At 68.0% G+C, this 20,013-nt stretch carries 20 protein-coding genes and 2 pseudogenes; 6 read left to right on the forward strand and 16 right to left on the reverse strand.

Annotated elements, in window-relative coordinates; all coding sequences use genetic code 11:
- Positions 1-60: 60 nt before the first annotated feature.
- From KME82_RS25850 to KME82_RS25885, 8 genes are all read right to left on the reverse strand, one after another.
- On the reverse strand, positions 61-1,464 hold the full coding sequence (locus tag KME82_RS25850; RefSeq protein WP_215496590.1) for a sensor histidine kinase: 1,404 nt from the start codon (positions 1,462-1,464) through the stop codon (positions 61-63).
- Positions 1,461-2,201 (reverse strand): response regulator, encoded by a 741-nt coding sequence (locus KME82_RS25855; protein ID WP_036113045.1) that lies wholly within the window; start codon positions 2,199-2,201, stop codon positions 1,461-1,463. The genes KME82_RS25850 and KME82_RS25855 overlap by 4 nt, the downstream gene beginning before the upstream one ends.
- A 132-nt stretch (positions 2,202-2,333) precedes the next feature.
- The gene (locus tag KME82_RS25860; protein WP_215496591.1) at positions 2,334-2,915 is read right to left on the reverse strand and encodes a thioredoxin family protein; all 582 of its coding nucleotides are present in this window, start codon (positions 2,913-2,915) and stop codon (positions 2,334-2,336) included.
- Positions 2,912-3,583, reverse strand: a complete 672-nt coding sequence (locus KME82_RS25865) for a ferric reductase-like transmembrane domain-containing protein (RefSeq protein ID WP_215496592.1) — start codon at positions 3,581-3,583, stop codon at positions 2,912-2,914. The genes KME82_RS25860 and KME82_RS25865 overlap by 4 nt, the downstream gene beginning before the upstream one ends.
- Entirely contained in the window at positions 3,573-4,340 is a 768-nt protein-coding gene (locus tag KME82_RS25870; protein ID WP_215496593.1) for an HvfC family RiPP maturation protein, read from the reverse strand. Before KME82_RS25870 ends, KME82_RS25865 begins: the two co-directional genes overlap by 11 nt.
- Complete coding sequence (locus tag KME82_RS25875; protein WP_215496594.1) at positions 4,333-5,184, reverse strand: HvfB family MNIO-type RiPP peptide maturase; 852 nt, start codon at positions 5,182-5,184, stop codon at positions 4,333-4,335. Before KME82_RS25875 ends, KME82_RS25870 begins: the two co-directional genes overlap by 8 nt.
- Positions 5,185-5,248: 64 nt before the next feature.
- Entirely contained in the window at positions 5,249-5,845 is a 597-nt protein-coding gene (locus KME82_RS25880; protein ID WP_252255554.1) for an HvfA family oxazolone/thioamide-modified RiPP metallophore, read from the reverse strand.
- A gap of 92 nt (positions 5,846-5,937) precedes the next feature.
- Positions 5,938-6,579: an HvfX family Cu-binding RiPP maturation protein gene (locus KME82_RS25885; RefSeq protein WP_215496595.1), complete on the reverse strand. Its 642-nt coding sequence runs from the start codon at positions 6,577-6,579 to the stop codon at positions 5,938-5,940.
- Between the two features lie 360 nt (positions 6,580-6,939).
- On the opposite strand from KME82_RS25885, the gene KME82_RS25890 reads away from it, so the two are divergent.
- On the forward strand, positions 6,940-8,184 hold the full coding sequence (locus tag KME82_RS25890) for an MFS transporter (RefSeq protein WP_215496596.1): 1,245 nt from the start codon (positions 6,940-6,942) through the stop codon (positions 8,182-8,184).
- A 176-nt stretch (positions 8,185-8,360) separates the two neighbouring features.
- Here KME82_RS25890 and KME82_RS25895 read toward each other — a convergent pair whose 3' ends face one another.
- Positions 8,361-10,730: a TonB-dependent receptor gene (locus KME82_RS25895; RefSeq protein WP_215496597.1), complete on the reverse strand. Its 2,370-nt coding sequence runs from the start codon at positions 10,728-10,730 to the stop codon at positions 8,361-8,363.
- A 416-nt stretch (positions 10,731-11,146) separates the two neighbouring features.
- On the opposite strand from KME82_RS25895, the gene KME82_RS25900 reads away from it, so the two are divergent.
- The 3 genes from KME82_RS25900 (at position 11,147) to KME82_RS25910 (ending at position 13,612) form a co-directional block, all read left to right on the forward strand.
- Positions 11,147-11,539: a DoxX family protein gene (locus KME82_RS25900; protein ID WP_215496598.1), complete on the forward strand. Its 393-nt coding sequence runs from the start codon at positions 11,147-11,149 to the stop codon at positions 11,537-11,539.
- A 163-nt stretch (positions 11,540-11,702) separates the two neighbouring features.
- Positions 11,703-12,305 carry a hypothetical protein gene (locus tag KME82_RS25905; RefSeq protein WP_215496599.1) on the forward strand — a complete coding sequence of 201 codons (603 nt, stop codon included), beginning with the start codon at positions 11,703-11,705 and terminating at the stop codon, positions 12,303-12,305.
- Positions 12,305-13,612, forward strand: coding sequence for an XVIPCD domain-containing protein (locus tag KME82_RS25910; protein WP_215496600.1), 1,308 nt, complete (start codon positions 12,305-12,307; stop codon positions 13,610-13,612). The genes KME82_RS25905 and KME82_RS25910 overlap by 1 nt, the downstream gene beginning before the upstream one ends.
- A gap of 144 nt (positions 13,613-13,756) precedes the next feature.
- Here KME82_RS25910 and KME82_RS25915 read toward each other — a convergent pair whose 3' ends face one another.
- Entirely contained in the window at positions 13,757-14,533 is a 777-nt protein-coding gene (locus KME82_RS25915; protein WP_215496601.1) for an NAD(P)H-dependent oxidoreductase, read from the reverse strand.
- Between the two features lie 86 nt (positions 14,534-14,619).
- Between KME82_RS25915 and KME82_RS25920 the strand changes: the two genes are divergently transcribed.
- Positions 14,620-15,513 (forward strand): LysR family transcriptional regulator, encoded by an 894-nt coding sequence (locus tag KME82_RS25920; RefSeq protein WP_215496602.1) that lies wholly within the window; start codon positions 14,620-14,622, stop codon positions 15,511-15,513.
- Here KME82_RS25920 and KME82_RS27325 read toward each other — a convergent pair.
- Together KME82_RS27325 and KME82_RS25925 are read right to left on the reverse strand one after the other, a co-directional pair.
- A pseudogene (locus tag KME82_RS27325) lies at positions 15,477-15,599 on the reverse strand (DUF6053 domain-containing protein); the annotation flags it as partial. The gene KME82_RS25920 and the pseudogene KME82_RS27325 overlap by 37 nt on opposite strands.
- Positions 15,600-15,809: 210 nt before the next feature.
- Complete coding sequence (locus KME82_RS25925) at positions 15,810-16,415, reverse strand: LysM peptidoglycan-binding domain-containing protein (protein ID WP_215496603.1); 606 nt, start codon at positions 16,413-16,415, stop codon at positions 15,810-15,812.
- Positions 16,416-16,516: 101 nt separating this feature from the next.
- On the opposite strand from KME82_RS25925, the pseudogene KME82_RS27330 reads away from it, so the two are divergent.
- Positions 16,517-16,675 (forward strand): annotated as a pseudogene (locus tag KME82_RS27330) (DUF6053 domain-containing protein); the annotation flags it as partial.
- Between the two features lie 76 nt (positions 16,676-16,751).
- Here KME82_RS27330 and KME82_RS25930 read toward each other — a convergent pair.
- From KME82_RS25930 to KME82_RS27335, 4 genes are all read right to left on the reverse strand, one after another.
- The gene (locus KME82_RS25930; protein ID WP_215496604.1) at positions 16,752-17,771 is read right to left on the reverse strand and encodes a M20/M25/M40 family metallo-hydrolase; all 1,020 of its coding nucleotides are present in this window, start codon (positions 17,769-17,771) and stop codon (positions 16,752-16,754) included.
- Between the two features lie 44 nt (positions 17,772-17,815).
- Positions 17,816-18,766, reverse strand: a complete 951-nt coding sequence (locus KME82_RS25935) for an AI-2E family transporter (protein WP_252255874.1) — start codon at positions 18,764-18,766, stop codon at positions 17,816-17,818.
- Positions 18,767-19,165: 399 nt separating this feature from the next.
- Positions 19,166-19,357: a hypothetical protein gene (locus KME82_RS25940; protein WP_215496605.1), complete on the reverse strand. Its 192-nt coding sequence runs from the start codon at positions 19,355-19,357 to the stop codon at positions 19,166-19,168.
- A 262-nt stretch (positions 19,358-19,619) separates the two neighbouring features.
- Positions 19,620-19,946 (reverse strand): DUF6053 domain-containing protein, encoded by a 327-nt coding sequence (locus tag KME82_RS27335; protein ID WP_430538767.1) that lies wholly within the window; start codon positions 19,944-19,946, stop codon positions 19,620-19,622.
- Positions 19,947-20,013: the final 67 nt, after the last annotated feature.

The following is a 20,013-nucleotide window of genomic DNA, read 5'->3' on the forward strand; positions in this document are numbered from 1 at the left end:
TGAGGTCCCGGGAAGTCGTCTGATTACATGCGGGCTGCCGGTTGAACGTTGCGCACTAGTTTACCGCGCCGCGGCGATCGGGCCAGCGATGCGCAGGATCGCTTCCAGGCCGCCGCCGTCGCGATTGCGCAGCACCAGCGTGGCACCGATCGATTCGGCCAGTTGCTGGGCGATCGCCAAACCCAGGCCGGTGCCGCCGGTGCTGCGATTGCGCGAGGTTTCGAGCCGGTAGAACGGCTCCATCACCTTGCCCAGTTCGTCTTCGGGAATGCCGGGGCCGCGATCGCGCACCTGGATGCGCACGCCGCCGTCCGGGTCGTGGCCGACATCGAGTTCGGCCGCGCCGGCGTAGTGGATCGCGTTGTCGATCAGATTGCCGACGATGCGCCGCAACGCATGCGGACGCGTGGTCACCGGGCCGTCGACGCGGCCGGCGAAGGTGACCGGTCGGCCGGTGTCGAGGTAGTCGTAGACCAGGCTGTCGAGAAAGGCATTGAGGTCGATCCGCACCGCCGGCTCGGACGCGCCGTGCGCGCTGCGCGCATACGCGATGCCTTCGCGCACCAGATGCTGCATCTGGCCGAGGTCGTCGAACATCTTGTCGCGCTCGGCCGATTCGTCCATTGCTTCGGCGCGCAGCTGCATGCGGGTGATCGGCGTCTGCAGGTCGTGCGAGATCGCCGCGAGGATCTGCAGGCGTTCGCGCATGTAGTGGGCGATGCGGTCCTGCATGGCGTTGAACGCGGTGATCGCCTGCGCCACTTCGGTCGGGCCGCCGACCGGAAGCCGCTCGCCCTCGCCGGCCGGATGCAGGGTTTCGGCGGCTTTCGCCAGCCGGCCGAGCGGCCGGGTGGTCAGCCGCACCGCGGCCCAGGTGCACAGCAGCAGCAGCGCCAGTTGGATCGCGAGCACGTAGGGCAGCCACTTCGCCAGCGGCATCACCGAGGGGCGCACGTCGATGACCATCGCGGCGCCGTCGCTCAATTTCAGATGCACCTGGAAGTGTTCGCCGTCGCCGGGCACGGCATTGGCGCGGGTCGGGTAGCGCGGGCCGAGCGCGCTGGCGATCATCGCGGCCATGTCCTGCGAGGTGCCGCTGACCGGCGGTTGGTTGCGGGCGGCCGCGTCGGCGGCGCCGTCGTCGAGCATGTAGTGGAAGGTGCGCCGCCGCAGCATCGGCAGCCAACGCTCGCGTTCCTGCGGCGGCAGGCGGTCGAGCAGATTCACCGCGACCACCACGTCCTGTTCCAGATTGCTCATCAGCATCGAGGTCGCCGCCGAATAGCGCTCGTAGAACAGCAGGCCGAACGACAGCGCATGCGCGATCAGCAGGCCGCTGAGCAGGATCAGCGACAGGCGCGAGGCCAGCGTGCGCGGCAGCCAGCGCGAACCGGTGCGGGCGATCGGCGCCTTCGCCGACGCATTCGAAGATGCATCCGTCGGTCCCTGGGTCGACGCGTTCATTCGCCATCTCCCAGCAGACTCACCGGCATGCTGAACACATAGCCTTCGCTGCGCACGGTCTTGATGTAGCTCTGCTCGCGCGCGTCGTCCTGCAGGCGCTGGCGCAGGCGGCTCACCAACAGATCGATGGAGCGTTCGAAGTGCTCGGCGTCGCGGCCCTGGGTGAGGTTGAGCAGCTGATCGCGGGTGAGCACGCGATTGGCGTGGTCGAGGAACACGTGCAGCAGGCGGAACTCGGCGCCGCTGAGCGCGACCACGGTGTCGTCGGGATCGAGCAGATGGCGCGCGGTGGTGTCCAGGCGCCAGCGTCCGAACGCGATGGTGCGGCTGGCCTGGGTGACCTGCAGGTTCGGCGGCAGCATGCGCGTGCGCCGGATCACCGCCTTGATCCGCGCCAGCAGTTCGCGCGCGGCGAACGGCTTGGTGACGTAGTCGTCGGCGCCCATCTCCAGGCCGATGATGCGGTCGGTCTGATCGTCGCGCGCGGTCAGCATCACCACCGGGATCGCGCGGTGCTTGCCGGCGCGCAGGTTGCGGCACAGGGTCAGGCCGTCTTCGCCGGGCATCATCAGGTCGAGCACGATCAGATCGACCGCGTGGGTGTCGAGCAGGGCGCGCATCTCGCGACCGTCCGCGGCGACCGTGGCGCGCAGGCCGTTCTTGTGCAGATAGTCGGCGACCATCTGGCGGATCTCGCGATCGTCGTCGACGACCAGGATGTGATCTACGTGGTCCATGCGGGGCCTGTGCGATGCGCGGTGAAGGATGGAGCCGGCGGCGGGACGTTGGCGGAGATTGTGCCACCGCGCGGCCGTCGCGCCGCGGCGAGTTGCTCGCGCCAGCCGCTGTTCGGCTCGCCGCCGCGTCCCTCAGCGCTGCGCCAGCAGCGCGCGGATACGCGCGTCGGTGACCTCGTACTCGCCTTCGCCGTAATGGCGGTAGACGATGCGGCCGTCGCGGTCGATCAGGTACAGCGCCGGCCAGAACCGATTGCCGTAAGCGTTCCAGGTGGCGTAGGCGTTGTCCTGCGCGACCGGATACGCGATGCCCAGGCGCTCGATCGCGGCCTGCAGATTGCCCGCGCTGTGTTCTTCGTCGTACTCCGGCGTATGCACGCCGATCACCACCAGGCCCTGGTCGCGGTAGCGCTCGTGCCACTGCTTCACGTGCGGCGCGACATGCAGGCAGTTGATACACGAGTAGGTCCAGAACTCCACCAGCACCACCTTGCCGCGCAGCCCGGCCATGCTCAGCGCCGGGGTGTTGAACCAGCGCGCGATCCCGGCGAATTCCGGCGCGGCGACGGCGCGCGCCGCGTCCGCATGCGCGGCCGGGGTGCAGGCCGCGGCGCTCAGGCACAGCGCCAGGCCGGCGATGATCGACTTCCATACGGCGCGACCGGTCGAATCCGGGACGCGTGCGGTAGCGGCAGTTTCGGGCAACGGCGTCATGACGAAGGCTCCAGTGCGTTGGGGAAGGACGAGGTGCGCTCCAGCGAACGCGAACGCGCCTGGCGTCGCTTGTTGGCCTGCGCCCATTTGCCGACCAGGCGCACCGCGACCGCGGCGCACAGGATCGAGAACGGAATCGCATACAGCACGCTCATGCTTGGAATGCGCTTGAAGAACGAGTAGCCGAAGATCGCGGCAATCACCCAGATGCCGGCGGTGTGCAGGCGCTTCCACGCCGCCGCGGTCATGTGGCGCGAGGCGAAGCGAAACGAGGTCAGCGCCAGCAAGGCGATGAACACGTAACCCACGGTGCCCGGCGCATTGGTCACGGCGCTGCGGCCGGGCCAGAACTGCGGATTGAGCACACCGTAGGCGAGGATCGCCAGCAGATGCACGAGGTGCGAGAACGCGAACGACAGGCCGATGTAGCGGCGTTCGCGCATCAGCCCGCGGGTGAGCTCGTTCGGCACCAGCGCGGCCAGCGAGGACGCCACGAACGCGATCAGGAACAAGACGAACGAGGTGCGCGCGGTGGCGCGGATCACCGACCGCACCGCTTCGGTGGTGTCGGGGTTCAGCGCCAGGATCAGCGCCGACATCGCCAGGATCGACAGGCCGATCAGCCAGAACAGCGACCAGCCGCCGAGGGTTCGGGATTTAGCGTTCATCGCTTGGCTCCTTTGCAAGACAGGTACCCAGGACCACGCCCTGCTCGTGCAGTTGCCGCAGCAGGTGCAGGCCCTGGGCCTGAAGTTCGTCGGCGTCGCCGCCGGTTTGCGCGGCCAACGCGGCGAGGTGCTCGCGGCCGCGGCAGGCGTTGCTCTGCAGCGAGGTCAGCAGGTGATGGACCAGCGGCGCGATGCGGGCGAACCGCACCTGATGGTCGCGGTCGCGATGCACGAGCAAGGTGGTGACCTGCGCCGGCGGCGCTTTGGGGCGATGCGAAGGGCCGATCTCCAGCACCGGCCAGCGGTACGCCAGCGGCATCGCCAGCGGCGACACCAGCGGCCGGCCGTCGAGCAGATCGCCGTCCGGGTCGTGCGCCGGCGGCTGTGCATCGCTGATCAGCAAGGCCTGCTCCACCCATTCGTAATGCGCCAGTTCGGGCAGCCACGGCGGAAGCTGCACGGCGTCTGCGCGGGTTTCGATGAACTCGACGAACTCGCCGGCGATGCGGGTGAACAGCGGCGTGCGGCTGCGATGGTCGGCGTAGAACGTCCGCACCAGCGCGCTCCAGTCCGCGTCGCCGAGGGTTTGGCGGATCACCGGGAAGCCGCCGGCCAGCAGGCTTTCGATCGAGCCCAGGAACAATTCGCGGTACACCCGCAGGCGGCGCGCTTCGATCCCGGGCGGCGACGGATGGCGGGCCGGGTCGCGCAGGTGACGCGCGAGGACGGATTGCTGTTCGCGCAAGGTCTCATGCATGGGCCGGCTCCGGTTGCGCCACGTCGGCGTGCAAGGCCTGCATCGCGCGGATGCGGTCGGTCTCGGCCAGCAGTTCGGGCAATGGCGGGAAATTGAAATCGCGTTCGAGCAAGGTCGGGCGCACGCCGAAGCGGCGGTAGGCGCTGTCCAGCAACGACCACACATCGGCCTTGACCGGTGCGCCGTGGGTGTCGATCTTGAGGTCGGCCGCTTCGTCGTAGTGGCCGGCGATGTGGTACGAGGCGATGCGTTCGCCGGGCAGTCGCGCGAGGAACGCCTGCGCGTCGTAGCCGTGGTTGATCGCGTTGACGTAGAGGTTGTTGACGTCGAGCAGCAGGTCGCAGTCGGCTTCGTCGAGCACGGCGCGGATGAAATCGATCTCGGCCAGGGCCTGATACGGCGCGGCGTAGTACGACACGTTCTCCACCGCGATGCGCCGGCCGAGCACGTCCTGCACCTGGCGGATGCGTGCGGCGACGTGGCCGATCGCCTCGTCGGTGAACGGGATCGGCATCAGGTCGTACAGATGGCCGTCGTCGGCGCAGTAGCTCAGGTGTTCGCTGTACAGGGCGATGCCGTGGCGGTCGTTGAATTGACGCGTGGCGTGCAGCAGGTCCATGTCGAGCGGCTCGCTGCCGCCCAGCGACAACGACAGGCCGTGGCAGCTCAACGGGAAACGCGCGGACAGTTCGCTCAGCGCTTCGCCGAAGCGGCCGCCCACGCCGATCCAGTTGTCCGGCGCGACTTCAAGGAAATCCACCGCGGCGGCGTCCATCGCCAGCAGCGACGGCAGCAGGCCGCGGCGCAGGCCGAGCCCGGCGGACAGTGAGGGGATGGTACGCATGCGGGGCTCCTGGATCGTTCGAAGGCGCCCCCGCGCCGAAGCGCAGGGGCGCGTGGACGGCGGTTTACTTGCCGCCGGTGAACTTGGCGAACACGCCGGCCGGCATCGGCTTGCCGTTGGCCGCGTAGGTGGCCTTGAGGTAGTCGTAGGCTTCCTGCTCGGAGATGAAACCGTCGCCGTCGACGTCGAGCTTCGGGAAGTCGGCGGCGCGGGCCGGCGCCACCGCGAGGAATTCGGCGCGCGAGACGCGGCCGTCGCCGCTGCGGTCGGTCTTGGCGAACGAGGCGTCGCCGCACTTGCCTTCGCCGCATTTGCCTTCGGCGGTCTTGCTGGCGCTGTTGGCGTTCGCGCCGCACTTGCCTTCCGCGGTCTTGCCGGCGGCCTTGGCGGCGCCGCACTTGCCTTCACCACACTTGCCTTCGGCGGCCTTGCCGGCGGCCTTGGCCTTCGCGCCGCACTTGCCCTCGGCGGTCTTGCCGGCACCGCACTTGCCTTCGCCACACTTGCCTTCGCCGGCGGCGTGGCTGGCGGCGACCATGTAGCCCTGGGCGAGCGGCTGCATGGCGAAGGCGGATTGGCCCAGGACCAGGCCGGCCAGGGCGACGCCGAGCATGCCGGCGGTGGTGGAACGCGAAGCAGAACGTGGGTTGTGGACGGACATGGTGGTTCTCCGATGGCGCACGGCGAAGCCGCGCTGAGGTGGGCGCCGCGGACGCGGCGTGGGCGGAACGAAGGAAGGGGAACGCGGCGCGGTCAGGCGACGGCCGAGGACAGGCGATTGGAGGCATTGCGATCGCGCGGCTTGATCGTCAGCGCGATGCCGGCGAATGCGAGGGTCGCGCCGACCCACGGCAGCAGCAGCGACACGGTCGCGCCCAGACCGAGCAACACCACGCCCCAGGCCAGGCGATCGGCCTGCGCGGTCGCGACCGGCGCGCGACGCGATGCGAGCAGTCGGTCGAGACTCAGGCGACCGGCGCCGCCAAGCATCAGCGGCAGCAGCATCGCCAGGTAGATCAGCGGCAGCTTGTAGTTGCCGTGGCCGTCGTCGCTGATCGCATAGCCCTGCCACAGCTCGGCCAAGCTCGACCAGTCCGACGGCCAATGCACCGCGTAGATCGCGACCACCGTCAGCACCCACAGCGCGGTGGCGACATAGCGCGTGCCCAGGCCGAGCAGCAGCGCCGCGGCGCCGGCCAGTTCGGTCCAGGTCGCCAGGGTCCAGTTGAGATCGGCGCCGAGCAGCGAGAACGGCAGCGGAAACTTGTCGCCGAGGTCGGCGAACCAGTTGTCGCCCTGCAGCTTCTCGCGGCCGGCTTCGAAGAATTCCCAGGCCAGCAGGACGCGCAGACCGAGCGGGGCGAGCCACGGCGCGACGCCGTCGACGCGGGACATCAGGGGCACTGCGGGGGTTGAGGCGACAGACATCTCGGGTTCCTTGAAGGAGGCGGACCGTGCGTTCCGGTGACGCCATTTCAAGCGCGCGGGGTATCGCGCAGGTGTCCGCCGGCCCGGGGATTTGTCTGCGAAGGTGGCTGTCGCGGCGGCCGATACATTGCGATACAAATCCGCGGGGTCGAGCCGCGGCGCTCGTGTGAAGCGCGCGGGACCTCGATGCCCGCCTGCTTCGCGGCGTCGGTCCGGTAGAGCTCCCATTGCTTCGCCGGCCGCGGGTATTGCGCCCGACGCGGAGGTTTGTCGATACGCGGTGGCCTGCTTCGTCGTATCAGGGAGCACCCCACGGGCCGCGCCCCCATGAACGACACGACCGCTTCCTCCCCCACCCTGGACCGCAACTGGGCCCTGGTCGCCGCCGGCGCGCTGATGGGCTGCGTGGCCATCGGCGCGGTGTTCTCGCTGGCGGTGCTGCTGCAGCCGATGAGCACCGCGACCGGGTGGTCGCGCGCCGGGCTGTCCAGCGCGATGACCCTGGCGTTCCTGAGCATGGGCTTCGCCGGCTTCGGCTGGGGCGTGCTCAGCGACCGGTTCGGGCCGCGGGTGGTGGTCCTGGCCGGCTCGGTGCTGCTCGGCCTGGCCTGCGTGCTGGCCAGCCGCGCCGGCAGTCTGTTGCAGTTCCAGCTCAGCTACGGCGTGCTGCTCGGCGCCGCCGCGGCCAGTTTCTTCGCGCCGGTGATCGCGGCGGTCGCGGCCTCGTTCGAACGGCGGCGCAACCTCGCCATCTCGCTGGTGTCGGCCGGCATGGGCGTGGCGCCGATGACCCTGTCGCCGCTGGTGGCCTGGCTGGTCGGCGACTACGGCTGGCGCAGCAGCCTGTTGATCGTCGGCGTGCTGGCGTGGGCGCTGACCTTGCCGGCGGTGTGGTTCGTGCGCAGCGTGCCGGCGTCAGCATCCGCCGGAGCCGCCGACAGCGGCAGCGACAGCAGCACCCTGAGCGCCGCGCAGGCGTTGCGCTCGCGGCCGTTCACCGTCCTCGGCGCGGCGTTCTTCGCCTGCTGCGCGGCGCATTCCGGGCCGATCTTCCACACCGTCAGCTACGCGGTCGGCTGCGGCCTGTCGGTGACCGCGGCGGTGACGATCTACAGCATGGAAGGCGCGGCCGGGCTCGGCGGTCGCCTGCTGCTGGGCGTGCTCGCCGATCGCTTCGGCGCCAAGCCGGTGCTGGTGGCCGGACTTTTGCTACAGGCATTCGCGGCGCTGGCCTATCTGGCGGTGAATCAGCTCGACGGGTTCTACGCGGTGGCGATCGTGTTCGGCATGGCCTACGGCGGCACCATGCCGCTGTACGCCTCGCTCGCGCGCGATGCGTTCAGTCCCGCGATTCTCGGCACCGTGCTCGGCGCGGCCACCTTGCTGTCGAGCCTGGGCATGGCGCTCGGCCCGTTGATCGGCGGCGGGTTGTACGACCACTACGGCAGCTACACCTGGCTGTACGTCGGCTCGATGGCGATGGGCCTGGCCGCGGCGGCGATCGCCATGCTGTTTCCGTCGGCGCGGCGGCCGCGGATGCGCGACGCATTGAAACCTGCGTTGCAGCCGTGACGGATCGTTATCGATGACGCGCTCGCACCGAGATGCAGCGAGAACTTCGGCAAATATCAGCCGTTTTTTTCCTGTCCGAATACAGGAAAGGCCGATGAGCACGCCATCGGCCTTTCCGCTTTTACGTCTGAAATCGCACGGCCGCCTTCATCGCGACCGCCGACCGTCGCCCAGGATCAATGCCAGTTGAGGTTGACCGACACCCCGACGATGCGCGGCTCGTTGTAGACCGCAGCCATGTAGTTCTCGATCACGCCCTTGAGGTTCTTCTCGTTGGTGATGTTGCGCGCGAACAAGGCGACCTCGTAAGCGCCGTAGCCGCCGGTGTAACCCACCTTCAGGCCGCCTTCGAAATTGCCGCTGGCGTTGAATTCCTTCGAGTCGTACAGGACGAAGCTGGTGTAGCCCTGCTTGTTCCAGTCGGTGGCGACGAACAGCGCGCCGCTGTCGCTCAGCGGAATGTCGTAGCGCGCGCCCAGGTTGACGCTGTACTTGGGCGCGTTCGGCAACGGGTTGCCGTCGATCTGGGCGAAGGTGTTGGCGCCGACCTTGATGGTCGGGTCCTCGACCGTGCATACCACCGCGCCGTTGAGCGCGCAGACCTGCGCGTACACGCGCTTGTCCTGGATTTCGCTGTGCAGCAGGCTCACGCCGGCGGTCAGCGACAGGTTCGGGATCGGGCGCCAGTCCAGGTCGGCTTCCACGCCGTAGGCACGGGCCTTGTCGGCGTTGAACAGCACGCCGTTGCCGTTGGAGTCGTTGCCGTTGAGCTGGATGTCGTCGACGGTGTAGGTGAACGCGGTCGCGTTCAAACGCAGGCGGTTGTCGAGCAGGCTGCTCTTGATGCCCGCCTCCCACGACAGAATGGTTTCCGAATCGGCGGTGGTGAAGTCGGCGTTGAACACCGCCGAGCGGCCCTGGATGGTCGGGCCGCGGAAGCCGCGCGCCACCTTGGCGTACACGCTGAGGTTCGGGTTGATCTCGTACATCGCGCTCAGGTCCCAGCTGGGCTGGGTATCGGACATGCGCACGTCGCGGCGGCCGGTGTAGGTCGACACGCCGGCGGCGGTGTCGGCGGTCTTGAGCAGGCGCGTTTCCTTGCTGTCGCGGGTCTGGCGCAGGCCGGCGGTCAGGGTCAGCGCGTCGTTAACCTTGTAGCTGAGCTGGCCGAACGCGGCCCACGAGGTGTTGGAGTTGCGCAGACGCACCCAGTTGTTGGGATTGCGCGCCGGGCCCTTGAGGAACCACGCGCGCTGATAGAAATCGGTGGTGTCGCGGCCGTCGAAGTAGAACGCGCCGACCTGCCATTGCAGCGCGTCGTCGGTCTCGCTGGCCAGACGGAATTCCTGGGTGAATTGATCCAGATCGCGGATCTGCCCCATCGACTGGCCGAAACCGTTGGGCACGCCGCGCACCGGGTAGTTCGCCGCGGCGCCGCCGTCGGTGTCGCCGCGGCTGTAGCCGGAGGTGGTTTCGTAGGCGCTGATCGAGGTCAGCGAGGTCTCGCCGAAGTTGTAGGTGGCCTTGATCGAGCCGCCGTAGGTCTTGTACGCCTGCGGGTTGTTGCCGGCTTCGTCATAGGCGACCTTGTCGCGCGGCACGTCGACTTCGTTGGAGCCCTTGACGATGGCGTTGCGCAGGAACAGCGTCGAGGTGCCCGAGTAATCGCGCGCGTGCGCCGAGGCGAGGATCGAGAAGTTCTCGCTCGGCGCCAGCAGCAGTTGCACGCGCAGGTTGCGGTCGTCGAAGCCGCCCATCGCGTCTTTCTTCGGCGTGACCGTGCCGTCGGCGCTGGCGCCGGCGAAGGTGTTGTCGACCCAGTCGTCGCGGTGCTGGTACAGCGTGGACACGCGGAACGACAGCACGTCGTTGATCGGGCCGCCGATGCCGCCGTCGATCGACACGGTGTTGTAGCTGCCGACGCTGGCCTGCACCCGGCCGCTGAAATCCTGGCTCGGCTTGATGCTGTCGAACTTGATGATGCCGGCGGTGGTGTTGCGGCCGAACAGCGAGCCTTGCGGGCCGCGCAGCACTTCGACCTGGTCGGTGTCGAACACCGGGTTGGATTTGAGCACCACGTGCTCGAGCACCACGTCGTCCTGGATGATCGACACCGGCTGCGAGGCGCCGAGGTAGAAGTCGATATTGCCCAGGCCGCGGATGTAGAAGCGCGGGAAGATGCGCCCGGTGGTGGTTTCGGCGTACAGGCTCGGGACGCGGCCCGACAGCGCCAGCAAGGTGTCGTCGCCGCCGGCGGTCAGCGCGCGCATCGCGTCGCCCTGCATCACGCCGACCGAGACCGGCACGTCCTGCAGGTTCTGCTCGCGGCGCTCGGCGGTCACGGTGACCGCGTCGAGCGAGGTCGCCGATGGGGCGGGCGCGGCCGTCTGCGGCGCATCCTGCGCCGACGCCGCGGTGGCCGCCGACAGCAGCAACAAGGCGCCGCAGGCGCGGGCCAGCGCGGTCATGCGCGGGGTCGCGAGCGGACGGCGGGAAACGTCGAGGCAGCCGCGCAGGGGCAGGCGGGCTTCGGGGTACAGGGACATCGTGGGTGATCCTTTGGGGGAATGCCTGGAGTGCAATGGCGCGCGGCTGGCGCAAGGCCGGCGACCGGTCGCGGATGCTTCCGCGTCGCGGCACGGTATGTCACAAGTGTTGCACGCGAATTGCAAATCGGCGCGTGCGTGCTCCACGTCGGGAAACTCGCGGGTTCACGCTTCGACGCGCTGCCGCGCACGGCGTCATCGCGGTCCGGCGCGGCGTGCTGATGGGCACCGCCCCGCAAGGAGGGTCATGCCGGCGGTCCGCCTGTCGCAACCGCCTCGTCAAGCCGCGCCAGTGGAGTTGCGTTCGCGTCGGTCCAGCGTTGGTCTCGGTCCTGCGTGTCGATTTCGCCGCGCCCGGCTCGTCGCATAGGCATCGCGGCCATTTCGGCGGCGCTCCATCCCGGGAACCCGTAGCCATGTCGACTTCTTCCGCTTCCGCCTCTGTCTGGATCGGCCGCGTCCTTACCGGCCTGGCCATCGCCTTCTGGTTGCTCGACGGTGCGATCAAGCTCGCGCCGATCGCGCCGGTGATCGAAAATCTGCACGGCCTCGGGTTCGATGCCACCGATGGCCTGGCCCGCGGGCTCGGCGTGCTGCAGCTGGCGTGCCTGGCCTTGTATATGGTCCCGCGCACCTCGTTGCTGGGCGCGGTGCTGTTGACCGGTTACCTCGGCGGCGCGATCGCGATCCAGGTCCACGCCGACAATCCGCTGTTCAGCCACATCCTGTTCGGCACCTATGTCGGCCTGGTCACCTGGGCCGGTCTGCTGTTGCGCGATCGGCAGGCGCGCGCGGCGCTGTTTCACTGAGCCGGCGGGCCCCGCTCAGACCGGTGCAGCGGCGTTCCGGCAGCCCGGCAGCCCCCATTTGACAGGCCGCCGGGGCTGGCCCAGGCTGGTTTCCGCCTGACCACGGGTCAAGTGAATGGAAGCTCATAGCCGTCTGTCTGCCGCATTAGGGATGATCGCCATCATGAGTACGCACAGCGCCGCAAGCGCAAACCCATCGCAGGCGCCCAGCCTGTTCACCGCGCCCGCGCCGGTCGCGGCGCCGGTGGTGAAACTCGATCCGCAGGCCCGCGACGGCCATGTCCTGAGTTTTCATTTCGACGATCTGCCGCAGGCGCTGACCCAGGTCACCGCCACCGCCGATTTCCAGGTCGCCAATGTCGAATGCGTGCCGATCGATTACGGCAAGGCGATCGGCGGCGTGCGCCTGGCGCCGCGCCACAGCCTGCCGCTGAGCCTCAAGCGCGACGACAACGGACGCTACGTCGCGATCGTGCATGTCGATGCCTTGCTCGACGAGGACTACTACGGCCTCGGCGTATGCCGCTGGGAACTGACCACGGCGACGGTGCATTTCCATTCGCCCAGCACCCACTTCGTCGGCGGTCTCAAGGCCGACCGGTTGATCGCGGGCGGCGAAACGGTCCAGTACTACCTGGCGCGCGACTTCGCGCACAAACCGCACTCGATGGATTACGTGTACGGCGAAACGGCGGCCGATTTCTATCAGGCCAGCGCCGGTCCGCAGTTCACCTTGGTACTGAACGCCCACAAGGAAGTGCCGTGATGCCCAGCAGCCAGGACTATGCCGCGCTCAGCCAGGACGCCTACAACGATCGCCGGGCCGACCCGACCGTGTCGGTGCCGATCAACGGCGTCGACTATCGCGTGCTCGCCACCGCCAACAATCGCGAAAACGGGTATCAGGGCACGATCTACCAGCGCGTGGATTCGGGCGAGATCATCGTGGCCCATCGCGGCACCGAGCCCACCAACGGCGTCGGCGAATTCATCCGCGACGTCATCCGCACCGACGGCGGCATGGTCGTCAACGGGGTCAACAATCAGGCGCCCGACGCGATCGCGCTGACCCAGCGCGCGATCGACATCGCCCGCGAGCAAGGCGAACGCACCGGCCGGCCGCAGCCGCCGGTCGCGGTCACCGGCCATTCGCTCGGCGGCACCCTGGCGCAGATTTCCGCGCACCGGTTCCAGGCCGACGGCGTGCACGGCGAGACCTTCAACGCCTACGGCGCGGCCGGTCTGAACATGGGCATCCCGGCCGGCGACAACAACCGCATGATCAATCACGTGCGCGCCAGCGACACGGTCAGCTCGGCCAGTCCGCAATACGGCCAGACCCGCGTGTACGCCACCCAGGAAGACGTCGACGCGCTGCGCGACGCCGGCTACGCGAACAACCGCAGGCAATCGTTCTGGCCGGATTTCATCGGCGGCGACCTGCGCAATCCGGTCGGCGTGGTCGCCAGCCGCGGCCTGGCCGCGCACGACATCGCGCCGTTCGCCGGCAGCGGCGGCACGCCGCCGCTGATGACCCGGGCCAATGAGGACCGCGCCCAGCAGTTCGACCCGATGATCGACAAGTTCCGCGGCGACATCGGCGCCGCGCGCGCCGGCATCACCGGCGCCTCGCAGGGCGTGCAGGACGGCATCCGCCGCGTGCGCGAGGGCTGGAACGACCTGTTCTCGCACAGCGGCCACGTGCAGGGCGCGCCGCTGGTCAGCGACAGCCCGCTGCTGGGCCAGACCTATGCGGCGATCGACCGCGGCGGCCCGGCGCTCGCCGGCCTGGACCACCGCGCCGTCGCCAGCCTGACCGCCAACGCCGGCGCGCAGGGCCTGCACGAGATCAACCACGTCGCAAAGGGCGGCAACGGTACGTTGTTCGCGGTGCAGGGCCAGTCGCCGAACGATCCGGCGGCGTTGCGCGCCTCGGTCGATCTGGAAACGCAGCGGCAACCGCTGGCGGTGAGTTCGCAGCAGTCGGTGCAGCAGGCCGAACAGCAGGCGCAGCGCGCGGGTGCGCAGAACGAAGTGGTCGAGCAGACCCGGCGCAATCCGACGATGGCGTGATCGAACGGCGGTAACGTCGCGGCTACGACGGCGGCGGGCAATGCAAACCAAAGCCGGGCGGATTCGTTCGAACGAATCCGCCCTTTTTTTCGGCGGTATTCGCCGCGCCGTGCGCGAATGCCTGCCGCCGCCGCGAGCGTCGCCCTATTCGATATGCGCCGCGAACCCGACCCGCTCCGGCGCGATGTGCTCGCGCAAGGTCAGCGACGGAATCTCGTAGTCGCCGGCATTCTGGCGGCGGTAGGCGATCGGCGCGGTCGTCTCCAGCGTGTCCAGGCGTTGCCCGAGCGCATCGCACAGATCGGCGAACCGCGCCTCGTCGGTGCGGCTGCTGCGATAGACCACGAACGGCGGCAGCACCTGGAAACCGGGGTAATACAGCACGCCGTGCTGGATCGGAAACAGCACGTCGTCGATCGGGCCGTTGATGCCGCGCGGACTGTAATGCGATTCCCACCCGCCGGCGGTGACGACCAACATCGCGCGCTTTCCGGCCAGGCTACCTTCGCCGTAGCGATCGCCCCAGTGGCGATCGGAATGTTCGCCCACGCCATAGGCGAAACCGTAGGCATACACGCGGTCGACCCAGCCCTTGAGGATCGCCGGCATCGAGAACCACCACAGCGGGAACTGCACGATCACCGTATCGGCCCAGCGCAGCTTGTCCTGCTCTCGCGCGATGTCCTCGCGTTGGGTGCCGCTTTCGAACGCGCGCCTGGAATCGCGGGCCGGGTCGAAGCGCGCGTGAGGGTCCTGATCGGTGCTGTCGTCGGCGTCGATCGCGGCCTTCCATCGCATCGCATACAGATCGGAAACCTGCACGCGGTGGCCGGCCTGCTGCAGCCGCTGGATCGTGAAATCGCGCAGCGAGCCGTTCAAGGACCGCGGTTCGGGATGGGCGTAAATCAAAAGCACGTTCATGGCCAAGTCCTGCGAAGTCGGAGAACAACACGGTAGGCGCCGGCCCGGTATATTGGAAATTGATTTGTGGTATTCCAGGTATAGCCATGACTAATCTCAGGCGGCTCGATCTCAACCTGCTGGTGACGCTCGATGCGCTGCTGTCGGAACACAACGTCACCCGCGCCGCGCAACGGCTGAATTTTTCCCAGCCCTCGATCAGCGTGCATCTGGCCAAGCTGCGCGACGTGTTCGGCGATCCGCTGCTGTTGCCCGGGCCGCGCGGCATGCGCCCGACCGCGCGCGCCGACGAACTGCGCGAGCCCTTGCGTCAGGCCCTGGCCGCGCTGGAACGCGCGGTCTCGCCCGCGGCCGCGTTCGACCCGGCCCAGGCCACCCAGACCTGGCGCGTGGCCGCATCCGACTACAGCGAATCCACCGTGCTGCTTCCAGCGTTGGTCGGCCTGCGCGCGGCGGCACCGGGCACGCGCCTGGCGGTGGTCGAAGCCTCGCCGTCGCGCATCGCCCGACAGGCCGAGCAAGGCGATATCGACCTGGCCTTCCACACCAGCCACGACGCGCCCAGCGGCCTGCGCCGGCGCACCTTGTTCGCCGAGCGTTATGTATTGGTCGGCCGCGCCGGACACCCGCGTCTTAAACGGCGGCCGACCCTCGCGCAGTTCTGCAAGCTCGATCATGTGATCGTGTCGCCCGACGGCGGCGGCTTCCACGGCGTCACCGACGACGTGCTGACGCCGCTCGGCCTGCGCCGACGCGTGGTGCTGTCGGTGCCGCATTTCCTGTTCGTGCGCTCGGTGCTGGCGACTACCGACCTCGTCGCGATGCTGCCCGCGCGGCTGGTGCGCGACACGCCGGCGCTGCAGGTGGTCGAGCCGCCGGTCGAGGTGCCCGGTTACGAGATGGCGATGCTGTGGCACGAGCGCGTGCATCGCGATCCGGCGCATCAGTGGCTGCGCGAGCATATCGCCGGGTCGGTGTGACGCCGGGTCGCGGCGGTCGTCCTCGTGACAGCCCCGAAATCTTTTGTGGGAGGGGCTTCAGCCCCGACGCTTTTCGCGCCGATCGCATCGCAACTTCATTGCGGCTGATCGCAGAGCGTCGGAGCTGAAGCCCCTCCCACAAAAAACCTCCGGTATCGCCGTCCTCTCGGTATTGCGCTCGATGCCGCGCCCGCGCCGCACGCCTTCTTGCACCGATCGCACAAAGCGACGAACCGCGCAAAAACAAACGGCATGCCACAGGGCATGCCGTTCGCATTGCAACTTGAAAGCGACGATCAGACTTCGTTGTTGATCGCGGTCGAGCGTTCCTGCGCGGCTTCGCGCGCCGCCGCGGCCAGCTCCGGCTTGCCCTGCGCTTCGTAGCGCTGGGCAATCTGTTCGCCCAGGGCCACCGCTTCCTTGCCGTAGTCTTCGCGGCTGGCGCCGCTGTAGCTCATGCCGGCGTTGATCTCGGACTGCACCGCGGCCTTGAAGTCGTTCTTGGTGTCGGTCACGTCCTGCGACTTGGCCTCCCACTCGCCGCGATTGGCCGAGGGCTGCTCGCTGGCCTGGGTCGCCGCGTCGTACTTGGCGCGGGCCGCGTCGGTGGCCTTGGCTTCCGCGGTCGGCGCGAACACCACTTCGCCCGGGTAGATCAGATCGGCGCTGCGGGTGTTCGGGTTGGAGGCCGGATCGAGGCTGAATTGCGGATTCGCCGCAAGCAGATCTTCCAGCGGAATATTGTTGTCGGCGGCGATCTGGCTGAGGTTGTCGCCCGGCTGGACCACGATCGGCTTCATGCCCGACGGGGTGACGACCTGCGCGGCCTCGACTTCGGCCTTGGTGTTGACCAGTGCGCCTAGTTGCGGGCCCGCGTAGGACGGGCCATTCAAAGCGGTCATGTGCTGCCTCGCGGAGTAGAAAAATCTCGTGGCGGCATTGCAGCGCAAGTCGCCGCGCGAACACAGCTGGGGCTGACCCTAGCGGCGGGGCATGGGGATGAATGGGCGGTTCAATCGGGAATCGGGAATCGGGAATCGGGTTTGAGATCGGGGGCCAGTGCGTCAAGTCGATCGTTTCAGCCTGCGACAGCGCGAGGTCTTTTGTGGGAGGGGCTTCAGCCCCGACGCTGTTGTTTCAGATCGCCGCGTCGGAGCGGAAAGCGTCGGGGCTCAAGCCCCTCCCACAAAAGACCTCAAAGACCTCAAAGACCTCGAATACCCCGAAGACCTCGACGATCAGGGCTGCTGGCTCATCGCATACACCGCCTGCACCACCTTCGCCATGCGCGGGTAATCGAGCCGATTGTAGGTGTCGCTGGCCTGATGGTAGGTGTCGCTGCGCAGGAACGCGGTGTCGCTGACCATCCAGGCCGGATAGCCCTGCGCCCAGTAGCTCAGGTGATCGGAAAAATCGACGCCCTGCACCAGCAGCGGCGGCGCGCTGATCGAATGCACCGGCAGATCGGTGGCGCCGGCCATCGTGGCTTTCAGCGCGCGGGTCTGGGCGAAGTCGCCCATGCGGCCGACCAGCACCGCGAAGTCGCCACGATCGGAATACAGCCGGTGCATGCCGGGCACCGGATACCGCTGGCTGCCGGGCCGGTCGCTGAAGCGGCCGATCATTTCCAGCGACAGCATGTACTCCACCTCGCGTCCGGCCTGGCGCAGCGCGCGCGCGTGGTGCGCGCTGCCCATGTGCTCGCTGCGGAAATGCGGCGGCTCTTCCAGGGTGTAGGCGACCAGTTCGATCGGCCGGGCCTGCTTGCTGCGGCCAAGCATGCGCGCGAGTTCCAGCAGGCCGGCCACGCCGCTGGCGTTGTCGTCGGCGCCGGGGGTGTGGGTCCTGGGCGAATAGCCGCGCGGGTCGTCGTTTTCTACGCCAACGTCGGCGAAAGAATCGTAATGCGCGCCGATCACCCGCAGCGGCCCGGTGCTCGGCCCGAAGCGCCCGATCACGTTGCGGTAGACCATGCCTTCGACCGGCACGTCCTGGTAGCTGACCTGCGCGCCGGCCAGGCGCAGTTGTTCGTGGATGTAGCGCGCGGCCAGATCGAGGGTTTCGGTCTGGTCGTAGCTGCGCGGGTATAGGTCCACCGACAGATGTTTCACATCCGCGAGCAATCGCTGCGGATCGGCGACCGGCGGCGTGGAGGCGATCGGCCGCACCCACGGCTGCACCACCGCGAACACGCCCAGGCCGGCGATGATCGCGACAATGACCAGCAGATACGCGATCCGTCGCAAGAACTTCAACATGCCTCGATTCCTTTCGATGTGCGGCGACTCAAGTCCAGCGTCGTTCAAATCCAGCGCTGATCGACCAGCTCGCGCTTGATGTAGGCGTAGTAGATTGGCCCGACGATCAGCCCCGGCATCGAGAACGCCGCCTCCATCACCAGCATCGCCAACAGCAGTTCCCAGGCGCGCGCCTGGATTTCGCCGCCGACGATGCGCGCGTTGAGGAAGTATTCCAGCTTGTGGATCACCACCAGGTAGGCCAGCGCGGCGATCGCGACGTACAGCGATATCGACAGCGCGGCGACGGTGATCAGGGTGTTGGAGATCAGATTGCCGATCACCGGCAACAGGCCGGCGACGAAGGTGATCGCGACCAAGGTCTTGGCCAGCGGCAGGCGGATGCCGAACAGCGGCAGCACGATCAGTAGGAAGATCGCGGTGAAGGTGGTGTTGAGCAGGGAGATCTTGATCTGCGCGAACACCACCCGGCGGAAGGCGTCGGCGAAGCGGCTGGTGCGGCCGAGCAGTTCGGTGGCGAGCGGGCCGAGCTGGCCGATCGGCTGCTCGTCGTAGAGCGCGATCATCGCGCCGAGCACCATGCCGATGATCAGCCGCACCGCCACCTGCGCCACTTCCGCGCCGGCCAGGCTCAATTCGCCGCGATGCGCCTCCAGCCACGCCGACACCGCGCGCTTGAGGTCGGTCATATCGTCGGGCAGATACGGCTGCGCCCACGGCGGTATCTGGCCGCGCGAGGCGTCGATGATCTCCATCACCCGCGCCAGCAAGGCCTGCTCGCCGCCGGTATCGACCCGGAAGAACGCCACCAGCCCGAGCACGGCCAGGATCAGCAGGCCGATGATCACGAACGCCAATACCGCCACCGCGATGATCCGGGCGCGGTCGCCGCGCACCTTGCGCTCGACCAGCGGCGCCAGCACGTGGATCAGCTGGAACACCAGCAGGCCCGACAGCAAGGCGCCGACCAGGCCCAGCCGCAGCACCAGGTACATGCCGGTCAAGGCCAGCAACCACGCGGCGATACGGCTGACGGGACAGGCCAGGGGCGAACGGTCGGACGCGGCGGCGACGGGGGAACCGGTCATGGCGAACTCTCGAGGGCCGCGCGATCGCAGCGACGACAGTTTACGAGCAGCGCTCGGGCTTTTGATATGCGAGTGACTAAAGGACGTGGCGACCCCGCCGAGCCGGACCCGGCCCGATGGTGCGCGCGGCCGATCCGTCGGGATGTCCCGGTCTGGCCGGCGGGCGCGCGATTTGGCCGGCCGTCATCGGCATGCTCCCGCGACGGCGATCGTTGGTTTCAGTCCGATGCTCGATTCCCGCCGCCGCATGACGAAAGAGCCCCGCAAGCGAGGCTCTTTCGATGCGAGCGGAGCGAACGCGCCCGCTTACGGCAGCAGGCAGCAACCCACGCGGCCGCCGTAACGGCAACCGGGCTTGCACGGACACCCCGTCTCCGGGTTGACGCACTTGCCGCCGACGATCGTGGTCTGGAACGCGCCGACGGCGCCGACGCTGAACGATCCGACGATCGCGAGCGTCAGCGGAACCGCTTTCATCCTGGATGCGACTTGCTTCATGTTCCCTCTCCTTAGATTGAGACCAGCGCGGCGTCTTCCCTGACGCGTGAGGCGGTCGGCGATGGGTAACGTCCCTGTGCTCGATCGTTGCGACGTGGGTGGCGGCGACTCGGGCGCCGCGGCATGGAACCAACGCGGGGCGATCGCGCGCGCTGCGGTTGTTGTCGACAGACGCTTTCGCTCGCGGCGAAACAAGATGCCCCGCGCATCTATACCCGAGCCACGACCGCGCTGCTTCGACGCCGATCACGCCCTTGGCGCGTCAGCCGACCCTGTGGCGATTGCATGCAGCACCGATCGCAACGGCGCGCAGGTACGCGCGCACGACGAACGAGCGGCGAAAAACCCGCACGCCGATACGATGCGCGCCGAGAACTTTTTCCGTTATCTCGATGTGCATCGCAAATGCGGCGATCCTTTGCGCAGCGGATGTCGCGACGTGACAAACAGCATCGGCGTCGACATCCGCATTGGCATTGGCATCGAGGGCTTTTGTGGGAGGGGTTTCAACCCCGACGCTCTTTTTTCCGATCGCTGCGAAACTTCGCAGCTGCTGAGCGAAAAGCGTCGGGGCTGAAGCCCCTCCCACAAAAGACCTCGAAAAGTCGAGCGCGAACCAGTCCCATGCGCAGCGACAAGTTCGCGCGATGCGTTAT

It is taken from the genome of Lysobacter capsici, from assembly GCF_018732085.1.
In the GTDB taxonomy this organism is placed as follows: Bacteria; Pseudomonadota; Gammaproteobacteria; order Xanthomonadales; family Xanthomonadaceae; genus Lysobacter; species Lysobacter capsici_A.